The following is a 19,771-nucleotide window of genomic DNA, read 5'->3' as shown; positions in this document are numbered from 1 at the left end:
AGGTACGGGGGCGTTCACCGCATGCGGTGGACGCCCCCGTGTCGTCTCGGATCTAAGGTGGGCGCATGCGGGTTCTCATCGCCGGTTCCAGCGGCCTGATCGGCACTGCCCTGCGCTCGCGGCTGAAGCAGGACGGGCACGAGGTGGTGCGGCTGGTGCGGCGCGCACCGGCCCGCTCCGACGAACGGGGCTGGGATCCGCCGTCCGGCCGCATCGACGACGGTGCCTTCGACGGCGTGGACGCGGTGGTGAATTTGTGCGGCGCCCCGCTCGCGTCGGGCCGGTGGAGCGCGGCGCGCAAGCAGTTGTTGCGCGACTCGCGCCTCGAACCGACGGAGGTCCTCGCCGAGGCGGTCGCCGAGCACCAGGTCCCGGTGCTGGTGAACGGCTCCGGCATCAACTACTTCGGCGACACGGGTGACGTCGAGGTCGACGAGTCCGCCCCCGCGGGACACGGCTTTCTCGCGACGCTGTGCGCGGACTGGGAGGCTGCCACGACTCCGGCGCGCCGGGCGGGCAGCCGCGTCGTGTTGCTGCGGACGGCGCCGGTGTTCACCGGCGAGGGCGGGATGCTGCGACTGCTCGCTCCGGTGTTCCGGCTGGGCCTCGGCGCCCGGCTCGGCAGCGGCGGGCAGTACCTGCCGTGGATCGGGTTGACCGACCTCGTCGACGTGATCCGGTTCTGCCTGACCCACGACGACGTCGCGGGGCCGGTGAACGCGACCGTGCCGGACCCTCCGACGAACGCCGAGTTCACCCGCGCCGTGGCCCGGGCGGTGCGCCGCCCGGCACCGTGGCGCGTTCCCGGACCGGTGCTGCGGGCGGCGCTGGGTGACGCGGCGGAGGAGATGCTGCTCGCGGGGCCCAGGGCCGTACCGGGCGTGCTGACGTCGGCGGGCTTCCCGTACTCGCAGCTGAACCTCGACGAGACGCTGGCGGCGGCGCTGTGACATGAGACCCCGCGCCGCCTCCCGGGTACCCGCGACCATGACCAGGATCGCGATGCTGTCCGGGGCGCTGTGTGTCGCGGGGTTCGTGGCACTGGGTGTGCTGACACAGGAGCAACCCACGGCCGCGGACGCGGCCCTGCGCGACGCCGTGGGCACTCGCTGGGAAGGCGCGCTGGGGACTGCCGCGCTGCTGGCGGGCGCGGTGCTCGGCCCGGTGCTGCCGGTGCTGCTCGGGGTGGGCCTGATCGTGGCCACCGTCGTGCTCCGCCGACGGGGCGACCCTCGGGCGTGGGTGACGTTGCGGGTCCTGATCCTGCTGGGTGCCTGCCGGCTCATCAGCCTGGCCGGCAAGCCCCTGTTCGCCAGGGAGCGCCCGCGCGAGTACGGCGACTGGGCCTACCCCAGCGGGCACGTGTCGTCCGTGGCGAGTGCCGGTTTCGCGGCCGTGGTGCTCTGCCTGTGGCTCGCGCCCCGGCTGGTGGCGCGGGTGCGCCGCGTGGCGGTGGCCGCCACCGTGCTGGCGTGCGCCGCCAGGGTGGCCTTCGGGGTTCACTGGTTCACCGACGTGCTCGGCGCCGTGCTCGTGGTGGCCGGTGTCGGCCTGCTCGTCGCGCCCGCGTTGCGGTTGCTGCCGCCCCGGGGCGCCGAGCGCGTAGCCTCGTCGTCGTGAGCGAGACAGCGACCCGTTCCTGCCGCGTGTCCACCGAGCCCGTGGACGTGCGGGACGTCGGCACCATCGACTACCTCGAAGCCTGGGACCTGCAACGCGACGTGGCCAACGCCCGCGCCGACGGCGAGGGGCCGGACACGATGCTGCTGCTCCAGCATCCCTCGGTGTACACGGCGGGCAAGCGCACGCAGCCGGAGGACCGGCCCACGGACGGCACGCCGGTCGTGGACGTGGACCGGGGCGGGCGCATCACCTGGCACGGGCCGGGCCAGCTCGTCGGCTATCCCCTCGTGAAGCTCGCCGATCCGATCGACGTGGTGCACTACGTGCGGCGCATCGAGGAGGCTCTGATCACGGTCTGCGAGGGCTTCGGCCTGCGCACCGGACGGGTCGAGGGCCGCAGCGGCGTGTGGGTGCCCGACGACGGGACCAGGCCCGAGCGCAAGATCGCGGCCGTGGGCATCCGGGTACAGCGTGGGGTCACGATGCACGGCTTCGAACTGAACTGCGACGCCGACCTTTCCGCGTTCGACCGGATCGTGCCCTGCGGCATCCGGGACGCGGGGACCACGTCGCTGACGGAGGAACTCGGCCGCACGGTGACCGTCGACGAGGCTCTGCCCGTGGTGCGCGACACCGTGCTCGCCGCGCTGGACGGCACGCTCCCGGTGCGCGACGACCGGTGGCTTCCCCGGCCGGCGCAGCCGGAGGCACCCGGCGTCACGTTCGCGCTGCCCCGCGGCTGAGCATCGCCGGGCCGGTGACCTCTCGGCGGGGCCACCGGCCCGGCGCCGTCAGGCCAGCTGCGGCGCCACCTCGGACGCGATCAGGTCGAGGTGCTCGAGGTCGGAGAGGTCGAGCACCTGGAGGTAGAGCCGGGTGACACCGGTGCGCTCGCGCCAGCGGCCGATCGTGTCGACGGCCTCGGCCACGGACCCCGCGATCCCGTTCGCCCTGAGTTCGTCCGGCTCGCGGCCGATGGCGGCGGCACGGCGGGCGACTTCGGCGTCGTCCTTGCCCACGGCCACCACGAGCGCCGCCGACCGGATGATGGCGTCGCGGCCGCGGCCCTCGGCCTCCGCGGCGTCGGCCACGCGCTCGTACTGCGCACGCGCGGTCTCGATGTCGTTGAACGGCACGTTGAACTCGTCGGCGTAACGAGCCGCGAGCGCCGGGGTGCGCTTCTTGCCCGTGCCGCCGAGGATGACCGGCGGACGGGGGCGCTGGGCGGGCTTGGGCAGGCCGGGAGCCTCCCTGAGGGTGTAGTGCTCGCCGTCGAAACAGAACGTCTCGCCGTCGGGCGTCTCCCACAGCCCGGTGATGATCTGAAGTTGCTCCGTGTACCGGTCGAACAGCTCGCGGGTGGGCGGCAGGTCGATGCCGTAGGCCGTGTGCTCGTCGGCGTACCAGCCCGACCCCAGACCGAACTCGATGCGGCCACCGGACATCTGGTCGACCTGGGCCGCGGAGATCGCGAGCACCGAGGGGTGCCGGAACGTCGCGGCGGTGACCAGCGTGCCGAGGCGCAGCCGGGAGGTCTCCCGCGCCAGCCCGGCCAGGGTGATCCAGGCATCGGTCGGGCCGGGCAGTCCGCTGGCGGAGCCCATCTTCAAGTAGTGATCGGACCGGAAGAACGCGTCGAAGCCCGCGTCCTCGGTCGCCCTCGCCACGCGCAGCAGGTCGTCGTAGCTCGCGCCTTGCTGGGGTTCGGTGAAGATCCTGAGTTTCACGCGCCCGAGCCTAACCGGATTCCGAGGGCGGCGCGGTGAGCCGCACCTGGTGCAGGAGGGCGACGACGACCTGCTCGATCTCGGCTCCGACACGCTCGGGCTCGGCCGAGTTCGCGATGTCGGTCGCGGCACCGCACAGTGCCCCGAACAGCAGCCGGGAGGTGACGTCCACCGGTACGGCCGCCACGTCGCCCGCGTCGATCAGGTCCTGGAGCGCTTCCTTGATCAACCCGAAGCTGTACCGGTCCTCGGCGTCGCGCCAGCGTTGCCAGCCCATCACCACGGGCGCCTCGTGCAGCGCGATCCGCTGGTAGGCCGGGTCGAGGCACGCGGCGATGAAGTCGCGCAGCCCGGCGAGCGCGCGGTCCCAGGGCGGTTGCGATCCGCGCAGGGTCTTCTCCAGCCTGCCCTTGACCTCGGTCTCCACGACGTCGAACGCGGCCTCGAAGACGGCCTGCTTGCCGCTGAAGTGGTGGTAGAGCGCGCCCTTGGTCACCCGGGAACGCCGGGCGATCTCGTCGAGCGACGTGCCCGCGTAGCCGCGCTCGGTGAACAGGGCCACCGCGCTGTCGAGCAGTGCGCCACGGGTGGACTCGGAGTAGTCGTCCCGCCTGGACCTCGCTGTCGCCACGCTCACAACCTTACGCGCTCACCCATCGGGGCATACCGATGGTATGTTGATCTCAGCGGACCATACCGGGGGTATGCCACAGACTCCGGGTAGGTCCGGCTCACGGGGGAGAACCGGCCGGAAAGGGGAGACACAGCCATGGGGTGGAACGAGTACTACCGCCGCCGCCGGATCATGGACAACGCCGTGGACCTGGCGCGACGCGACGACGACCACCGCATCCCGTTCGACCACGTCGACGGAGCCGCCACGATGTTCGGAACCGAGGAGCGCCTGCTGCTCGCCCTGCACCACCGCTGGACCCAGCTACTCACCGGGCACCTTCGCGCCCGGCTGGCCGGGCCCGAGAACGCGGGCGAGATCCCCGGCGAGCGCAGCGCCGAGCACGGCGACCACCTCGACACCGTGTCGCGGGCGTGGCGCGCCGCCGTGCGTGCGGAGCCGGACCTGCACGCGGTCCTGGCGGCGAACGTGCAGCGCCACCCCGCGCTGCGCCGGGCACACCAGGCCGAACTGCGCCTGCTCGCGGTCACCTCCGGTCTCGGCGAGCCGCACGACGGGGCCGACGACCTCGCCCGCATCGGCGCCACGCTCGTGGCGTTGCTGGACCAGCGGGACCGCCCGCGTCGCGTGCGGCCGGGCAGGTCGGTGGGGCGGTGGCTGCGCAGGCTGGCGCCCTCGGCGTGAGCGAGCGCAAACGTCGTGGGCTGGCATCGTGGCGAACCGGCAGCGGACTGTAGTTGACTGATCCGATGAGCCGATCGAGCAGTGCGTGGACCGAAGCCGACATTCCCGACCAGAGCGGCCGGACCGTGCTGGTCACCGGCGCCAACTCCGGACTGGGACTGCACACCGCCAGGGTGCTGGCGGCCCGGGGCGCGACCGTGCTGCTGGCCTGCCGGGACGCCGGACGCGGGCAGCGCGCGCTCGCCGCCGTCCGGACCGTCGCGCGGGCCGAGCCCGCACTCGTGAGCTGCGATCTGGCCTCGCTGGACTCGGTGCGCCGCTGCGCCGAGCGGGCCCGGGAACTCACGGACGACCGGCTGGACGTCCTGATCTCCAACGCCGGGATCATGGCACCGCCCAGGACCGAGACGGCGGACGGTTTCGAGGCCCAGTTCGCCACCAACCACCTGGGGCACGCGGCGCTCACCTGGCTGCTGATGCCCGCGCTGCGACGTGGCACCGAGGCCAGGGTGGTCACGGTCGCCAGCCTCGTCGGCCACCGGGGCCGCCTCGACCTGGCGGACCCCCACTTCCACCGCCGCCGGTACAACCCGGCCACCGCCTACGCGCAGTCGAAACTCGCCAACATCGTGTTCGCGCAGGAACTGCAGCGGCGGCTGACCGACGCGGGCAGCACCGTGCGCAGCGTCGCCGCCCATCCCGGCTACACCAGGACCGGGCTCACCACCGCCATGGCCGGCGCGTACGCGCAGCCGCTGGTGCGGGCGGTCATGAGCGCGGGGGCCCGCATCGGTGACCTGGCACTCGGGCAACCCGCGCGAACCGGGACGCTGCCCCAGCTCTACGCCGCCACCGCGCCCGACGTCCGTGGCGGCGACTACCTCGGCCCGCACGGCCCGGGAGGCGTCCGGGGCTATCCCACCCGGGTGCGCGTCCCCCGCCGCGCGCTGGACCCACACACGGGCCGGGGCCTCTGGGAACTGACGGCGGACTTGACCCGCGTCACCCCCGATCCCGCGTAGTCGAGATCACCACCACCCCGGGCGTAGGCTGGGCCCGTGACTGTGGTGCCGGAGGGTCGGAAGCTGCTGCGACTGGAGGTCCGCAACAGCCAGACACCGATCGAGAAGAAGCCGTCGTGGATCAAGACCCGCGCGCGAATGGGCCCCGAGTTCACGGAACTCAAGGGACTGGTCCGGCGCGAGGGCCTGCACACCGTGTGCGAGGAGGCGGGCTGTCCCAACATCTACGAGTGCTGGGAGGACCGCGAGGCCACCTTCCTGATCGGCGGGGACCAGTGCACCCGGCGCTGCGACTTCTGCCAGATCGACACCGGTAAGCCCGCCGAACTCGACCGGGACGAGCCGAGGCGGGTCGCCGAGAGCGTGCAGGCGATGGGCCTGCGCTACTCCACCGTGACCGGGGTGGCCCGCGACGACCTGCCCGACGGCGGGGCCTGGCTCTACGCCGAGACCGTGCGGCAGATCCACGCGATGAACCCGGGTACCGGTGTGGAACTGCTCATCCCCGACTTCAACGCCGACGACGACCAGCTGGCCGAGGTCTTCGGGTCCGAGCCCGAGGTGCTCGCCCACAACGTCGAGACCGTGCCGAGCGTGTTCAAGCGCATCCGCCCCGGCTTCCGCTACGACCGGTCGCTGGAGGTCATCCGCCGGGCACGGGACTACGGCCTGGTCACCAAGTCGAACCTCATCCTCGGCATGGGTGAGACCCCAGAGGAGGTCGAGCCCGCGATGCGCGACCTCGTCGAGGCGGGCTGCGAGATTCTGACCATCACGCAGTACCTGCGTCCCTCGGTCCGGCATCATCCGGTGGATCGGTGGGTGAAACCCGAGGAGTTCGTGGAACACACGAAGGCGGCCGAGTCGTTGGGCTTCAAGGGCGTCATGGCGGGCCCGCTGGTGCGATCGTCGTACCGTGCGGGCAAGCTGTTCGCCCAGACCAAGCACCATCGTGGCGAATCCCTGCCGGATAACCTCCAGCACCTCGCCGCGGCGGCACCCGCCGCCCAGGAGGCCAGCAGCGTGCTGTCGCGCATGCGCTGACAACTGAACAGCTCGGGCTTTGAGCGCACGAAAAAATCCGGGAAATCCCCTGGAGCGGGTGAACCGACCGGCCGCTACCGTCGTCGTACGCGTAAGACCGCCCGATCACTCGGTCCAGCGATGACGACAAGCAGGGGGAACCCGTGGTAACCGACGTGCTCAACTGGCTGCAAGGCCTGCCGCAACCGGCCCTCGTCGGGGCGACAGGCCTGCTGGTGCTGCTGGAATGCACGATCGGCCTGGGTTTCATCGCCCCCGGCGAGTCGGGGCTGCTCATCGCGGCCACGACCGCGACCACGGCACCGCGGTTCGTGGTCCTCGTCCTCGTCGTCACGGCCTGTGCCGGTATCGGCGACTCGATCGGGTATGCCCTCGGCCGCCGGTACGGCCCACGGCTGCGGGAGACCAAGCTCATCCAGCGCTACGGCACCGACGCCTGGGACAAGGCCACCGGCATCCTCCAACGCCGGGGGGCGTGGGCGGTGTTCTTCGCGCGGTTCCTGCCGGTCGTGCGCACGCTCACCCCGGCGTCGGCGGGTACGTCGGGACTGCCCTACCGGAAGTTCCTGCCCGCCGCCGTGTCCGGAGCCTTCTGCTGGTCGGTGCTGCACGTCAGTCTGGGAGCGGCGCTCGGCGAGGCCGCGCGCCGGGTGGAACACGTGCTCAGCACCGGCGGCCTGATCGTCGTGGGCGTGCTTGCGGCCGTCGGCGTCTTCTTCCTCATCCGCTACAAGAAGCGCAAGGCCGCCGCCGCGCTGGCCGCCGCCGCGCAGGACTCGGCCGACGGCCGAGGCTGACCGCCCCCGCAACCGTGTCCGCAGCCCACGTAGCCGTGTCCGCAGCCTACGTAGCCGTGTTCGCATCGTGCGGTGCGGACACGACTACGGGAAGTGCGGACACGGCTGCACAGGCTGCGGACACGGTGTTCTAGCCGTCGTAGCGGCGGGCCACGTCGGGCTCGGTCGACGCGCCGGGGCTCCAGTCCGCGATCCACGGCCCGGTTCCCTCGCTCGGGTCCAGCACTCCCGCTTCCAGCCAGGTGAACCGGCCGTCGAGCACCGCGCGCGCCAGCTCGCGGTCGCTGCTGTCGGTGTTGGTCCACAGCGCCGCGAACAGCCGCTCGACCCGCAGCCTCGACTGGCGGCAGAAGGCGTCGGCGAGGCCCACCGCGGTCTCGCCCCGCTGTTCGTCCTCGGCCCGGATCGACGCCGCGCGCACGCAGGCCGCCGACTGGGCGAACAGTTCGGCGCCGATGTCCACGACCCGCCCGAGAAAGCCCTGCCTGCGCTCCAGCCGGGCCTGCCAGCGTGCCATTCCGTAGAAGGTGGCCCTGGCGAGCTTGCGTGCGTGGCGCTCGGCCTGCCGCAGGTGCGGGGCCAGCTCACCGAACTCCGGGTACGCCGCCGGGTTGAGGCCGGCACCGGCCAGCAGCCTCGGTAGCCAGCGCGCGTAGAAGCCGCTGGCCCCGGCCGCCGCCCGCAGCTTCGCGCGCAGGTCGGCGTCCGGGTCCGCGAGCTCACCCGCGGCGGCGAGGTGGGCGTCCACCGCCTCCCTGGCGATGAGCAGGTGCATGATCTCCGTGGAGCCCTCGAAGATCCGGTTGATGCGCAGGTCGCGGAGCAGCTGCTCGGCCGGGACCGCGCGCTCCCCGCGCGCGGCGAGCGATTCGGCGGTCTCGTAGCCCCGGCCGCCGCGGATCTGCACCAGCTCGTCGGCGATCAGCCACGCCATCTCGCTGGCCCAGAGCTTGGCGAGGGCGGCCTCGATGCGAATGTCGTGGCGGCCCTCGTCGGCGAGGCGGGAGGTGAGCTCCACCACCGATTCCAGCGCGAACGCCGTCGCCGCGATGAACGAGATCTTCCCGGCGACGGCCTCGTGCTCGCCGATCGGCCTGCCCCACTGCACGCGCTCCGCCGACCACTGGCGCGCGATGCCCAGCGCCCACTTGGCGGCACCCGCGCAGGAAGCGGGAACGGAGAGCCTGCCGGTGTTGAGTGTCGCCAGTGCGATCCTGAGTCCCTGCCCCTCCTCGCCGATGACGTTCTCGCGGGGTACCCGGACCCGGTCGAAGCGGGTGACACCGTTCTCGATGCCACGCAGCCCCATGAAGCCGTTGCGGCGTTCCACGGTGATCCCGGGGGTGTCGGCCTCCACCACGAAGGCCGTCACTCCCCCGCGCCGGTCTTCGCCCGCCGGAACCCGCGCCATGACGACGAGCAGTTCGGCCACCACGCCGTTGGTGGTCCACAACTTGACACCGTCGAGTTCGTAGGCCGCGCCGTCCGCGGTGGGCGTGGCGGTGGTGGCGAGCCGGGCCGGGTCCGAACCCACGTCGGGTTCGGTGAGCAGGAACGCCGACACCGCGCCCCGCGCGCAACGCGGCAGGTAGGTCTCCCGCTGCGCCGGTGTGCCCGCGAGCTTCAGCGGCTCGGGTACACCGATGGACTGGTGCGCCGACAGCAGCACCGCCAGCGTCGAGTGAACGGAGCCGACGAGCATCAGCGCGCGGTTGTAGGCGGCCTGCCCGAGGCCGAGCCCGCCGTAGGACTCCGGGATCTTGATGCCGAAGCAACCGAGGTCGACGAGTCCCTTGACGTAGGTGCCGGGAATCCGGCCCTCCCGCTCGATGATCGTGGGATCGAGGGTCTCGCAGTACTGCCGCAGGCGGGCCAAAAACGTCGCGGCCCGCCCCTGTTCCACCGAGCCGCTCGCGGGCTCGGGATGCACGAGGTCGAGCCGGAACCGCCCGAGGTAGAGCTCCTTCGCGAAGGAGGGCCGGTCCCAGCCCTGTCTGGCTTCCTCGGCCACCTGGCGTGCCTGCTTCTCGGTCACCGTCGGCTGTTGTGATGTCGACACCATCGCGGTCCCCTCCCGGGTCGGCCCGTGTGCCGCACTGGTACCCGGGCCCGCGTACGTCGAACCCGACCGGGCCCGGCAGCCGCCCGGACGCGGCATGGCGGCGTGAGCCCTCCGCGATGACCGGCGGCCGGACGAGCCCCGCCCCTTCCCGTCGGGACCCGCCCGGCCGCGACACCTCCGGGGCCGGGCCCGGCCGATCCCCCGCGGTCGCCGAGACCCACCCTGACGCGGGAGCGCGTTCGTCGAAGGCGCCCCCCAGCTTCCACCGCATCCCGAAGGCTACGCCAGACGGCGTAACGAACCGCGCGCGAACATCACTCCATCGGAGTAGAGCTGGTGGTCACCCTGCTTGGGGGTCCACCCAGCGGGCGGGGTGGGCGCCTGCGCAGATCGAGCACGGCCAGCGACAGCGCCACCGCGACGATGCCCACCGCGGTCAGCATGGCCCAGCGCAGTCCCGCCTCGTAACCGCCGGGCGAGTCGATGCCCACGTGGAACACCGACGCCAGCACGGCGACTCCGATCGCGGTCCCGATGCGCTGCCCGGTCTGCAACGCGCCCCCGGCCACGCCCGCCATGCGCGTGGGCACCCGGTCCAGGGTCAGGGTCGTGTTCGGCGAGATCACCATGCCCCCGCCCAGGCCCGCCACGAGCAGCGGGGCCGCCACGGCGTAGCCGGTCAGTTCCGCGGACACGAGCGGTGCCACCACCGCGACGGCACCCAGCCCCACGGCCACCATCGCCAGGCCCACGAGCGTCAGCTTCCGGCCCAGTCGCGGCACGAGCCGCCCCGCCACGGTCGCCGACACGGCGGCGCCGAGGGCGAACGGCGTCACCACCAGCCCCGACTCCAGCGGCGTGTACCCCAGTCCCTGCTGGAAGTACAGGGCGAACACGAGCCAGATCCCCGCGAAGCCCGCGAAGTAGACGGTTCCGATCGCCGCGCCCGTCGCGTAGCCCGGAGTCTCGGTGAACAGCCGCACGTCGAGCAGCGGCGACCCGCCGCGCCGAACCACCCGGCGTTCCCAGAGCACGAACAGCAGGCCGACGACCACCGCGAGGAGCGGAAGCCACCACAGCGCCGTCAGCCCGCCCTGCTCGGAGCGCACCAACGGCAGCAGCAGGCCCAGGACCGCGGTCCCGAGCAGCGCGATGCCCACGAAGTCGAGCTGTGACCGCAGCCGGGTGGTGCTGCGGGGTGCCTTGGGCAGCAGCCGCAGCGCCAGCACCAGCGCGAGCACGCCGATCGGCACGTTGACGAAGAACACCCAACGCCAGCCCTGCTCCGCACCGAACACGGCGATGATCGCACCGCCCAGCACCGGCCCCACGGCCGTGGACAGCGACACGGTGGTCCCGAACGCGCCGAACGCCCTGCCCCGCTCGGCCCCCCGGAACAGCTCCTGGATCAGCCCGCTGTTCTGCGGGGTCAGCATCCCGGCGGCGACGCCCTGCGACAACCGGGCCACCACCAGCATCGTCTCGTTGACCGCGGCACCAGCCAGAGCGCTCGTCAGCACGAACGCCGAGAGCGCGAACAAGAACATGCGCCGCCTGCCCAGCGCGTCGCCGAGGCGCCCGCCCGCGACCAGCACGAGTCCGAAGGTCAGCGCGTAACCGGAGACCACCCACTGGATGCCGGCCGGGGACGCGCCCAGTCCCCGCTGGATGGAGGGCAGCGCCACGTTCACGATGCTGACATCGAGCAGCGACATGAAACCCGCCGTGAGGGTGACGGCCAGCGCCCGCCACCGCCGCGGATCGGGTTCGTCGGTCTCCGGGCTCACTCCCTCACCGTATTGAGCCCGCGGCTCAACTGCCCGCCGCGATACCGGGAATGCCCTTCAGCTCGCCCATCAGCATCGAGGTGACGTTGACCGGATAGTCGTACAGCGCGAACACGGTCTCGGACGACGAGCCGACGAGCTTGAGCCGCACCGGTGTGTCACCCCGGTGGGCCTGCAGGGTCTGCCGCAACTCGGTCACCACGCTCCGGGTGATCTTCTCGGCGGAGGCGAGCAGCATCAGCGGGGGCTCCTCGTCACCGAGCGCGACGTCACTGAGGTCCAGCGGCACGAGTCCGGCGGCGAACACCGACATCTTGTCCTCGCGCCAGTTCACCCTGCCCTTCACCACCACCGCGTTGTCCTCGACGAGGTCCGCGGCGAACAGGGCGTAGGACTTCGGGAAGAACAGCACCTCCAGCGAGGCGTCCATGTCCTCCACGGTGCAGATCGCCCACGGTTCGCCGCGCTTGTTCACCCGCCGCTCCAGCGCCGTGATGAGCCCGGCGATCTCGATCTCGCCTTCCTTCGGCGGCTCGGCCAGGATCGCCGCGATGGGGCGCCTCGCGTGCTTGCGCAGGATGCGCTCCGCGCCGTCGAGCGGGTGCGCCGACACGTACAGCCCCAGCATCTCCCGCTCGTAGCCGAGCTTCTGCTTGCGCGCGTACTCCTCGTCGTCGAACTTCAGGTGCGCCAGGGGCGACGAGGCCGTGGCGGCGTCGTCGTCCCCGCCGTCGCCCCCGGTGCCGAACAGGTCGAACTGCCCCATCGCCTCCTGCCGCTTCAGCGGCACGACCGCGTCGACGGCGTCCTCGTGTACCCGGATCATCGACAGCCGCGTGGCGCCGAGCGAGTCGAACGCCCCCGCCTTGATCAGCGACTCGATCACCCGCTTGTTGCACGCCACCAGCTCCGACTTGTCGAGGAAGTCGGTGAACGACGAGTACTTCCCCTTCTTGTCCCTGGTCGCGATGACGGACTCGACGACGTTGGCACCGACGTTGCGGATCGCGCCGAGGCCGAACCGGATGTCGTCGCCCACGGCGGCGAAGCGGCGATCCGACTCGTTGACGTCCGGCGGCAGCACGCGCGAGCCCAGCCTGCGGCACTCGGACAGGTAGACCGCCGACTTGTCCTTGTTGTCCCCGACCGACGTGAGCAGCGCGGCCATGTACTCGGCGGTGTAGTTGGCCTTGAGGTAGGCCGTCCAGTACCCCACCAGCGCGTAGCCGGCGGCGTGCGACTTGTTGAACGCATACCCGGCGAACGGCAGGATCGTGTCCCACAACGCCTGGATGGCCTCGGGAGAGAACCCGTTCTCCCGCATCCCGGCCTCGAAGCCCTCGAACTCCTTTTCGAGGACCTCCTTCTTCTTCTTGCCCATCGCCCTGCGCAGCACGTCCGCTCGGCCCATCGAGTACCCGGCGACCTTCTGCGCGATCTGCATGATCTGTTCCTGGTAGACGATCAGACCGTAGGTCTCCGACAGGATCTCCCGCAGCGGCTCCTCCAGCTCAGGGTGGATCGGCGTGACCTGTTGCCGCCCGTTCTTGCGGTCGGCGTAGTTGTTGTGCGTGTTCATCGCCATCGGACCGGGGCGGTAGAGCGCGTTGACCGCCGCGATGTCGGCGAACTCGGTCGGCTGCATCCGCCGCAGCAGGTCCCGCATGGCCGCGCCGTCGAGCTGGAACACGCCCAGTGTGTCCCCTCGCCCCAGCAGCTTGTAGGTCTCCGGATCGTCCACACCGAGCGTGTCGAGGTCGATGTCGACACCGCGGTTGACCCGGATGTTGTCGATGGCGTCACCGATGACGGTGAGGTTGCGCAGCCCGAGGAAGTCCATCTTCAGCAGGCCGATGGCCTCGCACGACGGGTAGTCCCAGCCCGTGATGACGGCACCGTCGTCGCGCTGCCACAGCGGGATGGCGTCCTGCAGCGGTTCGCTCGACATGATCACCGCGCAGGCGTGGACGCCCGCGTTGCGGATCAGTCCCTCGAGGCCGCGCGCGGTATCGAAGATCGTCTTGACCTCGGAGTCGGTCTCGATGAGAGCGCGGACCTCCGCGGCCTCGGCGTGGCGCTCGTGTTCCGGGTCGACGATGCCGGCCAGCGGGATGTCCTTCGCCATCACCGGCGGCGGGAGCGCCTTGGAGATCCGGTCGGCGATGGCGTATCCGGGCTGCCCGTAGTGAACGCGCGCGGCGTCCTTGATGGCGGCCTTGGTCTTAATGGTGCCGAAGGTGATGACCTGCGCGACCTTGTCCGCCCCGTACTTCTCGGTGGCGTAGCGGATCATCTCGCCACGCCTGCGGTCGTCGAAGTCGATGTCGATGTCGGGCATCGACATGCGCTCGGGGTTCAGGAACCGTTCGAACAGCAGCCCCAGCGGGATCGGATCCAGGTTGGTGATACCCAGGGCGTAGGCCACCAGCGCCCCCGCCGCCGAGCCACGGCCGGGGCCGACCCGGATTCCCACGCTGCGCGCGTAGTTGCAGAGGTCGGCGACCACCAAAAAGTACGCCGGGAAACCCTTCTGCGCGATGACCCCGAGCTCCATCTCGGCGCGCTCCACGTAGCCGTCCGGGATTCCGGAGGGAAAGCGCCACTCCAGCCCCTTCATGACCTCGTGGTGCAGCCAGGACTCCTGGGTCTGGCCCTCGGGCACTTCGAAGACCGGCATCCGGTCCTTGTGGCTGTAGACGTCCTCGTAGGACTGCACGCGCTCGGCGATCAGCAAGGTCGAGTCGCTGGCGCCGGGCACCTCGGTGTCCCAGTACTCGCGCATCTCGGCCGCCGACTTGAGGAAGTAGCCGTCCCCGTCGAACTTGAAGCGGTTCGGGTCCGACAGGGTCTTGCCCGACTGGACACACAGCAGCGCCGAGTGCGAGTCGGCCTGGTCCTTGGTCACGTAGTGCGAGTCGTTGGTGGCCAGCGGGCGCAGCCCCACCGTTCTGCCGACCTCCAGCAGGCCCTCGCGCACCGACCGCTCGATCGGCAGGCCGTGATCCATCAGCTCCAGGAAGAAGTTGTCCGGTCCGAAGATGTCGCGGTAGTCGGCCGCCGCCCGCACGGCCTCCGCCTTCTGCCCCAGCCGCAGCCGCGTCTGCACCTCGCCGGACGGGCAGCCCGTGGTGGCGATGATCCCCTCGGCGTGCTCCGCGATCAGCTCGCGGTCCATCCTCGGCTTGCGGTAGTGACCTTCCATGCTCGCCAGCGACGACAGGCGGAACAGGTTCCGCAGTCCCGTCGCGTTCTCCGCCAGCATGGTCATGTGCGTGTAGGCACCCGCGCCGGAGACGTCACCGCCCTCACCGAACTCGTCGGCACCTCGCTGGTTCGACTGTCCCCAGAACACGGGCTTCTTGTGAAAGCGGCTCTCCGGCGCGACATACGCCTCGATGCCGATGATCGGCTTGATCCCCGCCCGCTTCGCCTGCTGGTAGAACTCGTCGGCGCCGTACATGTTGCCGTGGTCGGTCATGCCGACGGCCGGCATTCCCAGCCGCGCGGCCTCCGTGAACAGCGGGGCGATCTTCGCCGCACCGTCGAGCATCGAGTACTCGGTGTGGACGTGCAGGTGGACGAAGGAATCGTTGGACACCGGCGGACAACCTCCGAAGACACCCGGGAGACGACCAGAAACGTGGCCGTCAGCTTAGCCCCGGCGACGATCGGGACCGGACACCCGTGCCGGGCGTGGCGCACGCCGCATCGGGACCGGGTGCCGGTCTCGGCTCCGCGGCGAAACGGGACCGGTTAGCGTACTGTTGTCCCTCGCCGCGCACCGACCAATGGTTCACTGCACTCATGACACACGACGAGGCCCTCACTCTCCGCTACGCCGCAGGCTCCGACGTCGGGCGACACCGCAGCGGTAACGAGGACTCCGCCTACGCGACCGCCAGGCTGCTCGCCGTGGCCGACGGTATGGGCGGCCACGCGGCGGGCGAGGTCGCCAGCGCCCAGGCCATCGCCGCGCTCGAGGACCTCGACACCCGGCTCGCGGACGAGCAACCGGCCGAGGTGGATTTGGCCGACGCCCTCACGCGGGCGGTCGCGGCGGCGGCAGAGCGGCTCGACTCCCAGGTGGCCGACGACCCCGCGCTCACCGGGATGGGGACCACGGTCACGGCCATCCTGTGGGACGGCCCCCGCTTCGGGCTCGCGCACATCGGTGACTCACGCTGCTACCGGCTGCGCGGCGACACCCTCGCCCAGCTGACCCACGATCACACGATGGTGCAGACTCTGGTGGACCAGGGGCGGCTCACCCCCGAGGTCGCCGAGCGGCATCCGAGCCGGTCGGTGCTCGTGCGGGCACTGCTCGCCGGGGTGGCCGCCGAGCCGGACGTGTCGGTGGACACCGCCGAGGACGGCGACATCTACCTGCTCTGCTCCGACGGGCTCACCGACGTCGTGAAGGCCGACGAACTCCACCGGATCCTCACGCGCATCCCGGCCGGGCACACCACGCCCGACGACGCCGTGGAGTCGCTGATCGACCTGGCCAACGCGGGCGGCGGCCCGGACAACATCACGTGCGTCGTGGCACAGGTCGTCCCCGGCACCGCCGAGGACTGACCGCAGCCGCCGTGTCCGCAGCCTGCGTAGCCGTGTCCGCAGCCTGCGTCGCCGTGTCCGCAGGATGCGAACTCCACGACGTGGGCTGCGTCAGATTCGGACACGACGGTCAGTGGGCCGCGCCCCGGCGCCAGAGCCTGCGCCCGGCGCGTGGCGCGTGCTCGCGCCCGCCCCGCGCGGCGGCGTCGTCGGCCTGGACGGGTCCCGGCTCGTCCCGGGTACCCGGCGTCGCGGTGATCTTCTTGCGCGCCGGCATGACGGCGACGATGAGGCCGAGCAGGGCCGTCCCGAAGTGCAGCCAGTTGTCGGCCGTGTTCAGCGCGAACGGGTTGCCCAGTCCGGACACGGGATTCTCGGCGAACACACCCGTCAGGGCCAGTCCCCACAACAGGAGCACGCCGAACACGGCGAGCAGCAGCCAGCCGTACGTCCGCGCCAGGCCCGAACTCAGTGCCATCAGCACGCCGAGTGCACCGATCACCACGTGGAACGTGTTGTGCAGCGGGTTGATCGAGAACAACCACAGCGTGCTGTGCGTGTCGTCGGCGAAGCCTCCGAACCCGGTCTGCACGAACCCGATGATCCCGATCGCGAGGTAGACGAGACCGATCAGACCGGCGAGGACCTGGACGGGTTGCAGCCCGCCGCGGCGCAGGCCGGCCTCTGTCGGGCGAGTCATGACCGCCTCCTCCTCTGGTGTGGCAAGTGCCACTCAATCGGGCGAATACCCGGGTGGTGTGCGCCAAAACAGCGGGCGTTGCCCGCACGGCCTAGGGTCGTCGGCGTGGCCCTGGGCGTGTGCCTGCTGTTCGATCGCCGGTCCGAGCGCGCGCTACGGGCGCTGTGGTCGGGTCTCGAGGAACGCGGCGTCGCCACGCCGGCCAGCCACACCCACGGCAGGCACCATCCCCACCTGTCGTACGTGGTGCTGCTGGAATGGCACCTCGACGCTGTCCAGGACGCCGTAGCCGCCCTGCCCGACGGCGGCCCGTTCGAGTTGAGCTTCGACGCGGTGGGCGTGTTCCGCCGGGGCCGGGTCGCGCTCGTCCCGCCGCTGTCGGCGAGGTTGCTGGCACGGCAGCAGGCCGTCGTACGCGCGGTCGGCGGCACGGGAGCGCGGGTCCATCGCCACTACGCCGTCGACCACTGGGTTCCGCATGCGTCCGTGGCGACCCGTTCGGCGATGCGGCAACTGCCCGCGGTGGCGGAATCCGTGTACGAGATCCTGCCGCTCACGGTGAGCGTGACCAGCGCCGCACTGATCGACAGCGCCACGGGGCGCACGTGGCCGCTGCCGGTCCTGCCGTGACCACGGCGCTCAGGTGACGTCCGCGCTCGCCGCGTGCCACGTGTTGCAGGTCCCGACATCGCCCTTCCGGTACCCGCGCAGGGCCCACTCGCGCTGGGTGTCGCTGGTGCCGTGGGTGTCGCTGTCGACCCAGTTCCGGAAGTCGTCCACCGAGTCGTCGGCGAGGCCGTCGGTGATCGAGCCTCGCCCCGACGCGCTGGAGAAGAACGCTCCGGCGAAGCAGTTGGCCTGCAACTCGACCCGCCTGCCCAGTTCCCGGTCGGGCGGGCTGCCCGCGGGATAGCGGTTGAGCTGCCCGTTCGCGTCGGACAGGATGCCGCTGAGGTGCTGCACGTGGTGGCCGTACTCGTGAGCCAGCGTCGCCAGGTGCGCCTCGTCGGACAGCCCGAACGCGTCGAGCGTGCGCTGCCGGGGCAGGTAGATGGTGGCGTCCTCGGCGCAGTACAGCCCGGTGGCGCGCTCGGGAGGCGGCAGCGCGCCGCACGCGGTGGCCGGGTCGTCGGTGACGTCCACGGTGACCCGCTCGAAGTCCAGTCCGGCGCCGGTCAGCGCGGGTTCCCACGCCCGGTCGAGGCACCGCAGTTCGGCGCTGTAGAAGCGGTGCAGAGCGCCGTGGTCGGCGCGGACGCCGGGCAGGTCGCAGCGGACGTCGGGCAGGTTCGTCCCGCGTCGCAGCAGGGGGTTGTCGCCGATCGAGGCGAGCGAGGACACCTCGGGCTCCGCCGGTACGGCACCGGGCCGCGACCCGCCCTCGTCCTCGCCGAGGGGCACGACGAAGACCAGCGCGCCGACGAGCGCGAGGGCGACCACGACCGGCAGGACGGTGTTCCATCCGGGACGTCTCCGCCGACGCCGGGGGGCCGGTGCGGGCCGCTCGTCCGCCTCCCACAGCTCCAACGGCAGGTCGTCCAGGTACGGCCGGACGGGCCCGGGCCTCGAGCCGGGTTCCTCCGCCGCATCACCGACAGTGTGCACAGCAGCCTTCGCGGTCGACGTCACGTACCGGCGACGAGGATAGGCGCTGGCCCCTGCGACCGATACGGCGGAGTGTCACGAATTGATTACGGAGAGGGGCAGCAAAGCAACCCGAAAGAAGCCGCGACGTCCGCGGCCGGATCCGGTGGGCGCAGCAGGGTTCGAACCTGCGACCCCCTGCTTGTAAGGCAGGTGCTCTCCCGCTGAGCTATGCGCCCGACACGCTCCCGGCCGCCGTCTCGGCGCCGGGAGCCTCACCACCTGGTCAGTCCAGGTCGGCGATCGCCTTCTTCCACGCGTCCTGGTTCCGCGCCTCGCCGGGCTGGTTGACCTCGGCGAACCGCACGATCCCCTTGGTGTCGATCAGGAACGTGCCGCGCAGCGCCAGTCCGGCCTGCTCGTTGAACACACCGTACTCCTGCGCGACCCGGCCGTGCGGCCAGAAGTCCGACAGCAGGGGGAACTGGTAGCCCTGCTGCTCGGCCCACGCCTTCAGCGCGAACGGCGTGTCCACCGAGACGCCGAGCACCTGGACGCCGGGGTACTGGTCGAACTCGTCCCGCAGCTGGCAGAGCTCGCCCTGGCAGACGCCGCTGAACGCGAACGGGTAGAACACGAGCAGCACCGGCTTGTCGCCGCGGAACGACGACAACGTGACTTCCTGCTTGTTGTAATCGTTGAGCGTGAAGTCCGGGGCCTGGGTACCGACCTCGACCGCCATGGGCTCGACAACCTTTCGCTTGTCCGGTTTCCTGCCCGTCCGAATCCGGACCGCGTCGTCGCGACGGGACCGGAGGCGGGCAGCGTGCCGTGCGAAACCCTATCGCGCGATGCCCCGGCGCGGGCGAGGCCCGCCGGGCTCAGCGGCGTGATGTGGACCTCGGTACGAGCCGCGTGGCGGTCCAGCCGGGGCCCAGGCTCAGGTTGGAGGTCTGCGACATGCCCACCGTCGGGACCGCCTCGGCGATCTCGCTGGGCTCGACGTGGCCGGACTGGCCGGTCTTCGGGGTCAGCACCCACACCACCCCGTGCTCGTCCAGCGGTACCCGGGCGTCCACGAGCGCGTCGCCGAGATCGCCGTCGCCGTCGCGCCACCACAGCAGCACCACATCGATGACCTCGTCAGCGTCCTCGTCGAGCAGTTCACCTTCGAGGTGTTCCTCGATGGCGGCGCGGACTCCCTCGTCCACGTCCTCGTCCCAGCCCAGCTCCTGAACGATCATGTCCGGCTTGAGCCCGAGCCTCTCGGCGACGCTGTTCTGGTCAGCGTCTCCCGCGGCGACCACGACTTCTCACTCCTCCAACTGACAGTTGTGCGGTCCGTGTCTCACCGAGCATGCTCGCACGGCGCGACGCAGTCGGCGGACCACACCCACGTACACGGTTGGGCCTAGCGAACACTGCCGGGGCGCGGAGCGCAACCGTCCACACCGGAGGCCGGACGACGGGGCGCCCACGAAGTGGGACGAGCGGGCGGACACCGCAGGCCGGACGCCGGTTTTCGGTGACTCCGGACGGCCCTGTCCCGC

At 71.3% G+C, this 19,771-nt stretch carries 18 protein-coding genes and 1 tRNA gene; 9 read left to right on the top strand and 10 right to left on the bottom strand.

The window, feature by feature from the left end; all coding sequences use genetic code 11:
- Nucleotides 1-65 precede the first annotated feature (65 nt).
- The 3 genes from FFT09_RS17055 to lipB are packed head-to-tail and all read left to right on the top strand — an operon-like array spanning nt 66 to nt 2,366.
- A complete protein-coding gene (locus FFT09_RS17055) occupies nt 66-950 on the top strand; it encodes a TIGR01777 family oxidoreductase (RefSeq protein ID WP_138383314.1) in 885 nt (294 codons plus the stop codon).
- A 37-nt stretch (nt 951-987) separates the two neighbouring features.
- A complete protein-coding gene (locus FFT09_RS17050) occupies nt 988-1,620 on the top strand; it encodes a phosphatase PAP2 family protein (protein WP_081195400.1) in 633 nt (210 codons plus the stop codon).
- The gene (gene lipB / locus FFT09_RS17045) at nt 1,617-2,366 is read left to right on the top strand and encodes a lipoyl(octanoyl) transferase LipB (RefSeq protein WP_024876117.1); all 750 of its coding nucleotides are present in this window, start codon (nt 1,617-1,619) and stop codon (nt 2,364-2,366) included. Before FFT09_RS17050 ends, lipB begins: the two co-directional genes overlap by 4 nt.
- Nucleotides 2,367-2,414: 48 nt before the next feature.
- Here lipB and FFT09_RS17040 read toward each other — a convergent pair whose 3' ends face one another.
- On the bottom strand, nt 2,415-3,350 hold the full coding sequence (locus FFT09_RS17040; protein WP_138383313.1) for an LLM class F420-dependent oxidoreductase: 936 nt from the start codon (nt 3,348-3,350) through the stop codon (nt 2,415-2,417).
- A 10-nt stretch (nt 3,351-3,360) separates the two neighbouring features.
- Nucleotides 3,361-3,987, bottom strand: coding sequence for a TetR/AcrR family transcriptional regulator (locus FFT09_RS17035; protein ID WP_138383312.1), 627 nt, complete (start codon nt 3,985-3,987; stop codon nt 3,361-3,363).
- A 132-nt stretch (nt 3,988-4,119) separates the two neighbouring features.
- On the opposite strand from FFT09_RS17035, the gene FFT09_RS17030 reads away from it, so the two are divergent.
- The 4 genes from FFT09_RS17030 (at nt 4,120) to FFT09_RS17015 (ending at nt 7,531) form a co-directional block, all read left to right on the top strand.
- Complete coding sequence (locus tag FFT09_RS17030) at nt 4,120-4,668, top strand: hypothetical protein (RefSeq protein WP_081194653.1); 549 nt, start codon at nt 4,120-4,122, stop codon at nt 4,666-4,668.
- 65 nt (nt 4,669-4,733) lie between these two features.
- Nucleotides 4,734-5,690 carry an oxidoreductase gene (locus FFT09_RS17025; protein ID WP_081194651.1) on the top strand — a complete coding sequence of 319 codons (957 nt, stop codon included), beginning with the start codon at nt 4,734-4,736 and terminating at the stop codon, nt 5,688-5,690.
- Between the two features lie 36 nt (nt 5,691-5,726).
- The gene (lipA, locus tag FFT09_RS17020; RefSeq protein WP_138383311.1) at nt 5,727-6,734 is read left to right on the top strand and encodes a lipoyl synthase; all 1,008 of its coding nucleotides are present in this window, start codon (nt 5,727-5,729) and stop codon (nt 6,732-6,734) included.
- Between the two features lie 143 nt (nt 6,735-6,877).
- A complete protein-coding gene (locus FFT09_RS17015; protein WP_081194649.1) occupies nt 6,878-7,531 on the top strand; it encodes a DedA family protein in 654 nt (217 codons plus the stop codon).
- Between the two features lie 130 nt (nt 7,532-7,661).
- Here FFT09_RS17015 and FFT09_RS17010 read toward each other — a convergent pair whose 3' ends face one another.
- The 3 genes from FFT09_RS17010 to dnaE all read right to left on the bottom strand — a co-directional run bounded on the left by FFT09_RS17010 (nt 7,662) and on the right by dnaE (nt 14,978).
- Nucleotides 7,662-9,593, bottom strand: coding sequence for an acyl-CoA dehydrogenase family protein (locus tag FFT09_RS17010; protein ID WP_138383310.1), 1,932 nt, complete (start codon nt 9,591-9,593; stop codon nt 7,662-7,664).
- Between the two features lie 314 nt (nt 9,594-9,907).
- Nucleotides 9,908-11,380, bottom strand: a complete 1,473-nt coding sequence (locus FFT09_RS17005; RefSeq protein WP_081194645.1) for an MFS transporter — start codon at nt 11,378-11,380, stop codon at nt 9,908-9,910.
- Between the two features lie 25 nt (nt 11,381-11,405).
- Nucleotides 11,406-14,978, bottom strand: a complete 3,573-nt coding sequence (gene dnaE, locus FFT09_RS17000) for a DNA polymerase III subunit alpha (protein ID WP_138383309.1) — start codon at nt 14,976-14,978, stop codon at nt 11,406-11,408.
- A 206-nt stretch (nt 14,979-15,184) separates the two neighbouring features.
- Between dnaE and FFT09_RS16995 the strand changes: the two genes are divergently transcribed.
- A complete protein-coding gene (locus FFT09_RS16995; RefSeq protein ID WP_024876126.1) occupies nt 15,185-15,958 on the top strand; it encodes a PP2C family protein-serine/threonine phosphatase in 774 nt (257 codons plus the stop codon).
- 109 nt (nt 15,959-16,067) lie between these two features.
- Here FFT09_RS16995 and FFT09_RS16990 read toward each other — a convergent pair whose 3' ends face one another.
- A complete protein-coding gene (locus FFT09_RS16990; RefSeq protein WP_024876127.1) occupies nt 16,068-16,637 on the bottom strand; it encodes a DUF4383 domain-containing protein in 570 nt (189 codons plus the stop codon).
- Nucleotides 16,638-16,742: 105 nt separating this feature from the next.
- Here FFT09_RS16990 and FFT09_RS16985 point away from each other — a divergent pair, with 105 nt between their 5' ends.
- A complete protein-coding gene (locus tag FFT09_RS16985; RefSeq protein WP_081194641.1) occupies nt 16,743-17,267 on the top strand; it encodes a 2'-5' RNA ligase family protein in 525 nt (174 codons plus the stop codon).
- Nucleotides 17,268-17,276: 9 nt separating this feature from the next.
- Here FFT09_RS16985 and FFT09_RS16980 read toward each other — a convergent pair whose 3' ends face one another.
- The 4 genes from FFT09_RS16980 to FFT09_RS16965 all read right to left on the bottom strand — a co-directional run bounded on the left by FFT09_RS16980 (nt 17,277) and on the right by FFT09_RS16965 (nt 19,528).
- Complete coding sequence (locus tag FFT09_RS16980) at nt 17,277-18,242, bottom strand: neutral zinc metallopeptidase (RefSeq protein ID WP_081194639.1); 966 nt, start codon at nt 18,240-18,242, stop codon at nt 17,277-17,279.
- Nucleotides 18,243-18,388: 146 nt separating this feature from the next.
- A tRNA-Val gene (locus FFT09_RS16975) sits at nt 18,389-18,460 on the bottom strand.
- A 47-nt stretch (nt 18,461-18,507) separates the two neighbouring features.
- Complete coding sequence (locus FFT09_RS16970) at nt 18,508-18,963, bottom strand: peroxiredoxin (RefSeq protein ID WP_024876130.1); 456 nt, start codon at nt 18,961-18,963, stop codon at nt 18,508-18,510.
- 139 nt (nt 18,964-19,102) lie between these two features.
- Nucleotides 19,103-19,528 carry a DUF3052 domain-containing protein gene (locus tag FFT09_RS16965; protein ID WP_024876131.1) on the bottom strand — a complete coding sequence of 142 codons (426 nt, stop codon included), beginning with the start codon at nt 19,526-19,528 and terminating at the stop codon, nt 19,103-19,105.
- Between the last annotated feature and the right edge of the window lie 243 nt (nt 19,529-19,771).

Origin of the sequence: Saccharomonospora piscinae (assembly GCF_005862235.1) — a bacterium.
GTDB classification, from domain to species: Bacteria; Actinomycetota; Actinomycetes; order Mycobacteriales; family Pseudonocardiaceae; genus Saccharomonospora; species Saccharomonospora piscinae.
Note: the sequence above shows the minus strand (reverse complement) of the source record. Positions and strands in the feature narration are given on the sequence as shown.

What these genes read in the sequence shown, in the direction of transcription:
- FFT09_RS17055 (WP_138383314.1), top strand. Translation starts at nt 66, where the DNA reads ATGCGGGTTCTCATCGCCGGTTCCAGCGGCCTGATCGGCACTGCCCTG.
- FFT09_RS17050 (WP_081195400.1), top strand. Translation starts at nt 988, where the DNA reads ATGACCAGGATCGCGATGCTGTCCGGGGCGCTGTGTGTCGCGGGGTTC.
- FFT09_RS17030 (WP_081194653.1), top strand. Translation starts at nt 4,120, where the DNA reads ATGGGGTGGAACGAGTACTACCGCCGCCGCCGGATCATGGACAACGCC.
- FFT09_RS17025 (WP_081194651.1), top strand. Translation starts at nt 4,734, where the DNA reads ATGAGCCGATCGAGCAGTGCGTGGACCGAAGCCGACATTCCCGACCAG.
- FFT09_RS17010 (WP_138383310.1), bottom strand. Translation starts at nt 9,593, where the DNA reads ATGGTGTCGACATCACAACAGCCGACGGTGACCGAGAAGCAGGCACGC.
- FFT09_RS16995 (WP_024876126.1), top strand. Translation starts at nt 15,185, where the DNA reads ATGACACACGACGAGGCCCTCACTCTCCGCTACGCCGCAGGCTCCGAC.
- FFT09_RS16990 (WP_024876127.1), bottom strand. Translation starts at nt 16,637, where the DNA reads ATGACTCGCCCGACAGAGGCCGGCCTGCGCCGCGGCGGGCTGCAACCC.
- FFT09_RS16970 (WP_024876130.1), bottom strand. Translation starts at nt 18,963, where the DNA reads ATGGCGGTCGAGGTCGGTACCCAGGCCCCGGACTTCACGCTCAACGAT.